This is a genomic window from Candidatus Protofrankia californiensis (assembly GCF_900634765.1).
Taxonomy (GTDB): Bacteria; Actinomycetota; Actinomycetes; order Frankiales; family Frankiaceae; genus Protofrankia; species Protofrankia californiensis.
Genome location: NZ_CAAAFT010000064.1, coordinates 30289 through 39331, shown reverse-complemented (window position 1 = coordinate 39331; position 9043 = coordinate 30289). Strand labels below are relative to the sequence as shown.

The following is a 9043-nucleotide window of genomic DNA, read 5'->3' as shown; positions in this document are numbered from 1 at the left end:
GTTGCAGGCTGGGCTGCTGCCACCCGAACTGCCACGCATCGACGGGATCGAGCTCGGCTCGTCCTACCGCGCGGCGCGAGCCGGTCTGGAAGTCGGCGGTGACTTCTTCGACCTCGTCCCGAACCCGGACGGCGGCTGGACGATCCTTATCGGGGACGTCTGCGGCAAGGGTGCGGAAGCCGCCAACGTCACCGGGGTCGCGCGGGCCGTCCTGCGGCTGCTGGCGGGCCAGCGCCACAATCTGCCCGACATCATGATGGATCTCAACCGTGCGTTGCGGGACACCAACTACCCGAACCCGACGGGTCAGGGGCGTTTCTGCACGCTCGCGGCGGCCCAGCTGCGTCCACCGGACGAACTGGGCCCACGGAGCAGGCCGGGGCCACCGGGCAGGTCGGATCCACCGGGCAGGTCGGATCCATCGCAGGAGCGCGGACCCGCCGGCCCGGGGGGAGCGGCCACCCCGTCCGGACGGCAGCCGACCGAACGGATGGTCTCGATCTGCATGGCCGGGCATCCGCTGCCGGTCCTCGTGCGGGCGGACGGGACGGCCGTGTTCGTCGCGCAGCCGGGAACGCTGCTGGGGGTCCTCGACGACGAGGACGCGACCTTTCCCGAGGTGCGGGTGTCGCTCGGGGCCGGGGATGCGCTCATCCTGTACACCGACGGAGTGGTCGAGGCGCGCCACGGCAGGGAGCTGTTCGGCGAGGAACGGCTGCTGGAGACCTTGCGCGGCTGCGCCGGAATGTCCGCCCAGGGAATCGCGGAACGGCTGCGGGCGGCTGCCGAACGGTTTGCCGGCGGCCGGCTGCGCGACGATGTCGCCGTACTCGCGGCCCGCATACCGACATGACACTCCGCGATCCATCGGAAACTTTCAGCCGATGATCGTGACTGATGCAAGCGATACCGTTACCGTACGTCATAAAGAACTACCCGGCATCCACCCGTTGACCGTGAAAGACCGGAAGCGCTTCGAATAGCCGGCCTGTGGGTAGACGTACAGGGATGTCATCACTGAGACTCGGTGATCAATGAACACACAAACGGGGTGGAAACGGACATGATGACCCACGCGTCGTCGTTGCGCCCCTCGGCCACGCACCTGCTGGTCGAGCTGCCCTACGTGCCCAGCGCCGTTCCGCAGGCACGCCGCGCACTCAGGGAGCAACTCGCCGCCACGAACCTGTCCGAGGAAGCCGTCGGGACGGCGGAGCTCCTGGTCAGTGAGTTGGTCACGAATGCGGTCAAGTACGGCAAGCCACCCGTGTGGCTGCTGCTTGAACTACGGCCCGGGCTCGTACACGCCTCCGTCTCGGACACTTCGGTCGTGCTACCGCACAGACAACAGGTGGATCTCGGCAGTGAGGGCGGTCGCGGGCTGCTCGTCCTGGACGCTCTCGCCGGCAGCTGGGGCGCGGTGGCGGTGGATTCGGGCAAGTACCTCTGGTTCGATCTACCCGTCCAGCCGTGAACTGAACGCGCATGCAGCTGCCACCGTCCGCCGACCCGCTGCACGCCCTGTCCACCGACCGTTTACCTACGGCAACGCTGCGGTGGCTTCACGACACGCTCGGGACACGCGGCGACGCCCACAGCCGGTCCGCGTTCCCCCCGGCGTCTGCCTCCGCGGTGCGGTCTGCCTCCGCGGTGCGCTCCGATCCGGTCAGCGCGTACGTCTATGACCTTGACGTCGCGGCCGGTAACGCCGCCCGCCTGAAGGCCGCGTTACCGTCGTGGGCCGCGGTGTTCTACGCGGTGAAAGCAAACGGCTACCCTCCGGTCCTGGACGCCCTGGCAGCCGGCCACACCCTCGGCGCTGGTCACGCCGTCGGGGCTGGTCACCCCCTCGCCGCCGGCCAGGGGGTGGACGGTTTCGAGGTCGCCTCCGTCCACGAGATCACGCTCGCCCTGGACACCGCCCGGCGTGCAGGGCGGCGTGCCCGCATCGTCGCCTCCGGCCCGGGGAAGTCGACCCCGGTGCTGGCGGCGCTCGTCGAGACCGCCGGGACCGCCGGGACTGCCGGCACCGAGGTGACCGTCAACGTCGAAAGCCCCGGCGAGCTGCGACGTCTGAACCATGTGGCGGGCCGGGCGGGACGCCGGATCCCGGTCACCCTACGGGTCAACCCGTCCCGGGTGGCACTCGCCGGCTCGGTGCGCATGGGTGGGGTGGCCAGCGCCTTCGGGATACCCGAGGCGGACGTCCCCGACGTCCTGGACATCGCGCGGTCGCTGCCCTGGGTCGACGTGGTCGGCTTCCACGTCCATGCCGTGTCCGGGAACCTCGACACCACCGCGCACCTGGACTACGTGCGCTGGTGTCTGGGGTACTCGGTCTCCACGGCCGCCATGCACGGCGTCGACCTGCGGATCGTCAACGTCGGCGGTGGGCTGGGGGTGGCGTTCGAGCCGGACCGGCGCGGCGAACGTCCCTTCGACCTGGACGCCTTCGCCGCCGGGCTGCGGGCGACACCGGTCCCGGCCGGGGTGCGGGTGCTGTTCGAACCGGGACGCTGGCTGGTCGCCGACTGCGGCGCGTACGCGGCCGAGGTCACCGACGTCAAACACTCCCACGGCACCGACTTCGTGGTGCTGCGGGGCGGCATCCACCACTTCCAGCTGCCGACGTCCTGGGAGATCGTGCACAACTTCGGGATCGTCGGGGTGGACGCCTGGCCGTACGACTTTCCGCGTCCCGGTGTCGTCGGACGGCCGGTGACCGTGGTCGGCGAACTGTGCACGCCCGAGGACACCCTCGCCCGTGACATCACCGTGGACGCGGTACGCGCGGGCGACGTGGTGGTCTTCCCGATGGCCGGCGCCTACGGATACGAGTTCGCCATGCAGGGGTTCCTGGGACATCCACCGCCGGCAAGGGTCGCGATATCGCAGGGCCCCGGCGGCGGGTTCACCCACGTCCACACCAGTTCGACGCACACGAGTTCGACGCGCACCGGCTCGACATACACGAGCTCGACACACACCGGGAGCTCCCACACCACCTCGACCCGCTCGACGCAGTGACAGACGCGCCGGCAGTCCGTGTGTGTGGCGCCCCGCAGCTTCCGGTTCGGATACGTCCGGACCGGGCGCGGCAGTCCGCGCGTGGCAGCCCATGCGCGCATGACAGCCGGCACGCGCGACAGCGTCCCGACGTCGATCACGACCCCTGCGATCTCCGCGACCTGTGCGATCTCCGCGACACGGTGCGCGGCTTGGCCTGCGGCAGGCGCTTTGCCTGCGTAGGCTGTGACCTCGGCGGCGAAGGTGAGGGCGGCGCATGCGTGTCTACGAGAACCTGGCCGCGGTGGTCGGCGGCACCCCGCTGGTCAGGCTGAACACGGTCACCGCGGGCATCACCGCGCCGGTGTTCGCCAAGCTGGAGTACCTCAATCCGGGCGGGTCGGTGAAGGACCGGATCGCCCTGGCGATGGTGAGCGCCGCGGAGGAATCCGGGCAGCTGCGGCCGGGCGGGACGATCGTCGAACCGACCAGCGGCAACACCGGGGTGGGGCTTGCGATCGTGGCCGCGACCCGCGGCTACCGCTGCGTGTTCACCATGCCCGACAAGATCAGCGAAGAGAAACAGGCGGTGCTACGGGCCTACGGCGCCGAAGTACTGGTCTGCCCGACCGCGGTCGCCCCGGACGACCCCCGCTCCTACTATTCGGTCGCCCGCCGTGTCGTCGCCGAGACGCCCAATGCGTGGAGCCCGGACCAGTACTCCAACCCGCACAACCCCGCCGCGCACCACGCCACCACCGGCCCGGAGATCTGGGCGGACACCGACGGGCGCATCACCCACTTCGTCGCCGGTATCGGCACCGGTGGGACGATCAGCGGCACCGGCCGCTACCTCAAGGAAGTCAGCGACAGCCGGGTACAGGTCGTGGGTGCGGACCCGGAGGGGTCGGTGTACTCCGGCGGCAGCGGGCGGCCCTACCTCGTGGAGGGAGTCGGCGAGGACATCTGGCCGACGACCTACGACAAGACGGTGGTCGATCGGGTGGAGGCGGTCAGCGACCGTGACTCGTTCCTGATGACCCGGGAGCTGGCCCGCCGCGAGGGCATGCTGGTCGGCGGCTCCTGCGGGCTCGCGGTGGTCGCGGCGCTGCGGGTCGCCCGGGAGCTGGACGCCGACGGCTGCGTCGTGGTGCTGCTCCCGGACTCCGGCCGCGGCTACCTGTCAAAGATCTTCAACGACGAGTGGATGTACGACTACGGTTTTCTCGACCGTCCGTCGGACGAGCCGACGGTCGCCGAAGTGCTGGCCCGCAAGGCCTCCGACGCGACCAGCCCGCCCGACCTGGTACACGTGCATCCCGACGAAACCGTCGGCGCGGCCATCTCCTATCTGCGCGAGTACAACGTGTCCCAGATGCCGGTGGTCAGACAGGAACCACCGCTGCGTTCGGCCGAGGTGGCTGGCGCCGTCATCGAGCTGGAACTGCTCGCAGCCGTGTTCGCCGACCGGACCGCCGTCGACGCCCCGGTAGCCGCGCACATGTCACCCCCACTGTCCACGGTCGGCGCCGGCGAGCCGCTGTCGGTGCTGGTCGGCGCCCTCGGCGCCGCACCGGCCGTGCTCGTGCTGGAGGACGGCAACCCCGTCGGCATCCTCACGCGGTCCGATCTGCTCAGCTTCCTGGCCACCCCGTGACCCGCGCCGAGGACCCCGTGACCAGCGCCGACGACCCCGTGACCAGCCTGGACAACTCCGTGGCCCGCGCCGACGACCCGCAGCACCCAGCGGCCTCCGATACGTGGGCCGGCAACGGGTTCGAGACGCTGGCGATCCACGCTGGGCAGGAGCCCGACGCCGTCACCGGTGCGGTGGTCGTCCCCATCCACCCGTCGTCGACGTTCGTGCAGGACGCCGTCGGGGTTCCGCGCGGGGCGTACGAGTACGCCCGGTCGGCCAACCCGACCCGCACCGCGCTGGAGACCTGTCTGGCCGCGCTGGAAGCGGGCACCGTGGGACTCGCGTTCGCCTCCGGCCTTGCCGCCGTGGACGCGGTGCTGCGCACGGTGTGCCGGCCGGGTGATCACGCAGTGATCCCGTCGGACGCCTACGGCGGCACCTACCGGCTGTTCGCGCGGGTGTTCGCCGAGTGGGGCGTGGAGTACACCCCGGTGCCCCTGGACGATCTCGAGGCGGTGCGGGCGGCGATACGCCCGGGGCATACCCGGCTGCTGTGGTGCGAGACGCCGACGAACCCACTGCTGAGCATCTCCGACATCGCCGCACTCGCCGATCTCGTCCACTCCGTCGGCGGGCTGCTCGCCGTCGACAACACCTTTGCCACCCCATACCTGCAGCAGCCACTGACGCTCGGCGCCGACGTGTCGGTCCACTCGACCACGAAGTACCTCGGCGGACACAGCGACGTCATCGGCGGTGCCGTGGTCGTGTCCGATCCGGGGCTGGGGGAACGGCTGCGGTTCATCCAGAACGCCACCGGAGCGGTTCCCGGCCCGTTCGACGCCTGGCTGGTGCTGCGGGGGGCGAAGACCCTGGCGGTCCGGATGGACCGGCACTGCGCGAACGCCCGCCACATCGCGGATCTGCTGGTGAGGCATCCCGCGGTGGCAGTCGTGCACTACCCGGGCCTGCCGGGCAACCCGGGCCACCCGGTGGCGGCGAAGCAGATGCGTGACTTCGGTGGGATGGTGTCGTTCACCCTGCGTGGGGGCCAGGACGCGGCGGTCGAGGTGTGCCGGCGGACCCGGGTGTTCACCCTCGCCGAGTCCCTGGGCGGGGTCGAGTCGCTGATCGAGCACCCGGGGCGGATGACGCACGCCTCGGTCGCCGGTTCACCGCTGGAAGTGCCCGCGGACCTCGTCCGGCTGTCGGTCGGCATCGAATCGATCGACGACCTGGTCGACGATCTCACCAAAGCCCTCGACGACCACCAGGATCCGTAGGTAGCTTCAGTCATCCTGACAGCTCTTTCCACCTACGTCTCCTTCCGCTGTAGGTCGTTTCCGCCGGGTGGATGGCGGTTTTCACCTACGGCTGCGGGTAGCCAGCTGCGGCTGGCGAGTGAGAGCTTTGTCCGGGTGGATGCGGGGTTGACGGTTCGCCATCGGTCCGTACCCACCGAGAGGATGATTACACTCGCGGTTCGGGCTCTCCCTGCCGGTAGCAGCTTAGGTTAGGCTGCCCTGAACCCAATAAAAGGTCAAAGGTGGCATGATCGGGCGGGTACACCTTCTACCCCCGCCCGGGCTTCCTCGCCGGATCGGCTTCGCCAACCGGAGAAGTCCGGGACGCCCGAGTCCCTGGGCCACCGGGTCACGCACCCAAGTCCCCGGGTCGCTCAAGGAGCCCAGGCCACCGGACGGGAGTCGCTTTCTTGACGATATCCGCCGTCACCCCCGGATCCACCGTCACCCCCGGCCCCGCGGCCGGGCAGAGCGCACACGACGCCGACGGCCGGGTACGCGCCGACGGGATCCTCGCCCGGCAACGCCGGCGGGAATCGTCCGCGCGAACATACGCACGGAATCTGCCAATCGTCCCCGTCCATGCCGAGGGCATGACGGTCGTCGGCGCGGACGGCCGCCGCTACCTGGACTGCCTGTCCGGCGCCGGCACCCTCGCGCTCGGCCACAACCATCCCGTCGTCCACGAGGCGCTCTCCGGACTGCTCCGCTCCGGCGCTCCGCTGCACGTGCTCGACCTGGCCACCCCCGAGAAGGACGCGTTCACCGCCGAACTGCTCTCCTGCCTTCCGGACGGCTTCGCGGCTTCGGTGAAGCTGCACTTCTGCGGCCCCACCGGCGCGGACGCGGTCGAGGCCGCACTTAAGCTGACCCAGACCGTCACCGGGCACGAGACGCTGCTGGCGTTCACCGGCGGCTACCACGGCATGACAGCCGGAGCACTCGCCGTCACCGGGAACGTCACGGTCAAGGAGCGCCTCCGGTCGGCGGGCGCCGTCGTCCGGCTGCCCTACCCGTACCCCTACCGCTGCCCGTTCGGCGTCGGCGCCACCGGCGGGGACCGTCCGGACGGCGCGCAGCTGTCCGTCCGGTACATCGAACGGCTCCTGGACGACCCGTGCGGCGGTGTGGTGCGGCCCGCCGCAATGATCGTCGAAGCCGTGCAGGGAGAGGGTGGGGTGGTACCCGCGCCGGACGACTGGCTGCGGGCCATACGCCGGATCACCGTCGAACGGGGCATCCCCTTGATCCTCGACGAGGTCCAGACCGGCGTGGGACGTACGGGCACGTTCTGGGCCGGCGAGCACAGCGGCATCACACCGGACGTCATGGTCATGTCGAAGGCGATCGGCGGCGGCCTGCCACTGGCCGTCATCGCCTACCGGGAGGATCTGGACGGCTGGGCCCCCGGTGCACACACCGGCACGTTCCGCGGCAACCAGCTCGCGATGGTCGCCGGCACCGCCACGTTGCGTTTCGTCCGCTCCGAGGCCCTGGAGTTGCGCGCCGCCGAGGTCGGCGCCCGGATGCTGGCCGGTCTGCGGACGATCGCCGCGAGCCATCCCTGCGTAGGTGACGTCCGTGGGCGCGGGCTCATGCTCGGCCTGGAACTGGTCGATCCCGACGCCGACCCGGACGTCGTCGGCGCCCGACCGGCAAACCCCCACCTGGCCGCCCTCGTCCGGACCGAGTGCCTGGGCCGGGGCCTGATCGTCGAACTGGGCGGGCGCCACGACTCGGTGGTGCGGCTGCTCCCGCCGCTGACCATCACCGACGCCGAGGCCGATCGGGTACTGGCCATCCTCGCCGATGCCTTCGAGGCAGCGGTCTCCCCGTCCCGGTGAAGCCCATCCCCGCATCGTCACCGGGCGGCACGCCCCCATGGACACCGGGCGGGCAAGCGGCGGGCCCGGCGGGTTCAGCCGCGGCAACGGCCGCGGACACGCGGGTCACCGAAACGCTGCTGCGCTGCTGGGTCCGGGAGAACGGGATCACCGTGGGCCACCGCGGCAGCTTGCTGCGGATCGACCTGCCCGCGTCCGGCCTGGTCCTGGACACGCCCGTCCGCTACCGCTCGGCCTGTGGCTGGCACCGCTTCGGACCTCTGACAACGGGAGGTCTGACCGTGGACGCCGGGCTGCTGGCAGCCCTGCTCGTCCGTGAAGTCACCAACCAGCGGGGGCTGCCGCCGTCGGCGGGCACGGACTGCCTCGGCCGCATCATCAACTCGCTGCGGCACACCGCCGTGTACGTCGAAACCCGCGCCGCCACCCCCCGGACGCCGGCCACTCCATCCGGACCAGCCGCGCCGACAACGCCGTCCGGACCAGCCGCACCGGCAACGCCGTCCGAAGCAGCCACACCGGTCGGACCGGACGATGCCGCGTGCCTACCGCCGTTCCTCGCAGCCGAACAGGCGCTGATAACCGGGCATCCGTTCCATCCGGCGGCGAAGAGCCGCGAGGACGCCTCGGCAGCAGAACTGGCCACGTACTCTCCGGAACTACGTGGTTCCTTTCCGCTGCACTGGTTTGCCGCCCACCCGTCGGTGGCAGCCTCGGGCGGAACGATCGGTGGGCACAGCCCGGCGGAGCTCCTGCGCTCCCTGCTGCCCAGTCGTGACCTGACCGCGGCTTACGCCTCCTACCTGCCCCTGCCGGCGCACCCCTGGCAGGCCCACGACCTGCGTGCCCGGGCAGACGTCACCGCCATGATCGCCGACGGCCTGCTCGTGGATCTCGGCCCGGTCGGGCCACCCTGGTATCCGACGGCGTCGCTGCGCACCGTGTGGCGGCCGGACGCGCCGGTCATGCTCAAGCTCTCCCTGGGTATGCGGATCACCAACTCCCGCCGGGTCAACCTGCGCGGCGAGCTGGAACTGGGCACCCAGATCAGCGTGCTGCTCGACGCGGGCCTGCGGGACTGGCTGGTAGCCACCCATCCTGGCTTCCACCTGCTCGAGGATCCGGCGTGGGTCGGCCTCGACGCACCGGACACCGCCGGATCCGCCCGTGGGAGCATCCCCGAAGGCTGGGCAGGCACAGCCGGCCCAGGCACGGCGGGTCCAGGCGCAGCCGGTCCAGGCCTGGAGAGG

The 9043-nt window shown here is 70.8% G+C and carries 7 protein-coding genes; all 7 read left to right on the top strand.

Annotated features, from left to right (window positions below; all coding sequences use genetic code 11):
* Positions 1 to 853 (top strand): PP2C family protein-serine/threonine phosphatase (locus DD1DGNOD_RS03855; RefSeq protein ID WP_131769455.1); only part of this gene is annotated, 853 nt, incomplete at its 5' end.
* A gap of 210 nt (positions 854 to 1063) precedes the next feature.
* Entirely contained in the window at positions 1064 to 1474 is a 411-nt protein-coding gene (locus DD1DGNOD_RS03850) for an ATP-binding protein (protein WP_131765268.1), read from the top strand.
* 11 nt (positions 1475 to 1485) lie between these two features.
* Positions 1486 to 3027 carry an alanine racemase gene (locus DD1DGNOD_RS03845; RefSeq protein ID WP_131765267.1) on the top strand — a complete coding sequence of 514 codons (1542 nt, stop codon included), beginning with the start codon at positions 1486 to 1488 and terminating at the stop codon, positions 3025 to 3027.
* Positions 3028 to 3283: 256 nt separating this feature from the next.
* Complete coding sequence (locus tag DD1DGNOD_RS03840; RefSeq protein ID WP_131765266.1) at positions 3284 to 4663, top strand: cystathionine beta-synthase; 1380 nt, start codon at positions 3284 to 3286, stop codon at positions 4661 to 4663.
* 59 nt (positions 4664 to 4722) lie between these two features.
* On the top strand, positions 4723 to 5928 hold the full coding sequence (locus tag DD1DGNOD_RS03835) for a cystathionine gamma-synthase (RefSeq protein ID WP_241255446.1): 1206 nt from the start codon (positions 4723 to 4725) through the stop codon (positions 5926 to 5928).
* Between the two features lie 431 nt (positions 5929 to 6359).
* Complete coding sequence (locus DD1DGNOD_RS03830) at positions 6360 to 7793, top strand: diaminobutyrate--2-oxoglutarate transaminase family protein (protein WP_131765265.1); 1434 nt, start codon at positions 6360 to 6362, stop codon at positions 7791 to 7793.
* The coding region (locus DD1DGNOD_RS28750; RefSeq protein ID WP_283234655.1) for an IucA/IucC family protein at positions 7790 to 9043 on the top strand (1254 nt) is incomplete at its 3' end. The genes DD1DGNOD_RS03830 and DD1DGNOD_RS28750, both read left to right, overlap by 4 nt.

Bases quoted from the DNA above. Each gene is read 5' to 3' on its own strand.
- DD1DGNOD_RS03850 (WP_131765268.1), top strand. From the start codon at position 1,064: ATGATGACCCACGCGTCGTCGTTGCGCCCCTCGGCCACGCACCTGCTG.
- DD1DGNOD_RS03845 (WP_131765267.1), top strand. From the start codon at position 1,486: ATGCAGCTGCCACCGTCCGCCGACCCGCTGCACGCCCTGTCCACCGAC.
- DD1DGNOD_RS03840 (WP_131765266.1), top strand. From the start codon at position 3,284: ATGCGTGTCTACGAGAACCTGGCCGCGGTGGTCGGCGGCACCCCGCTG.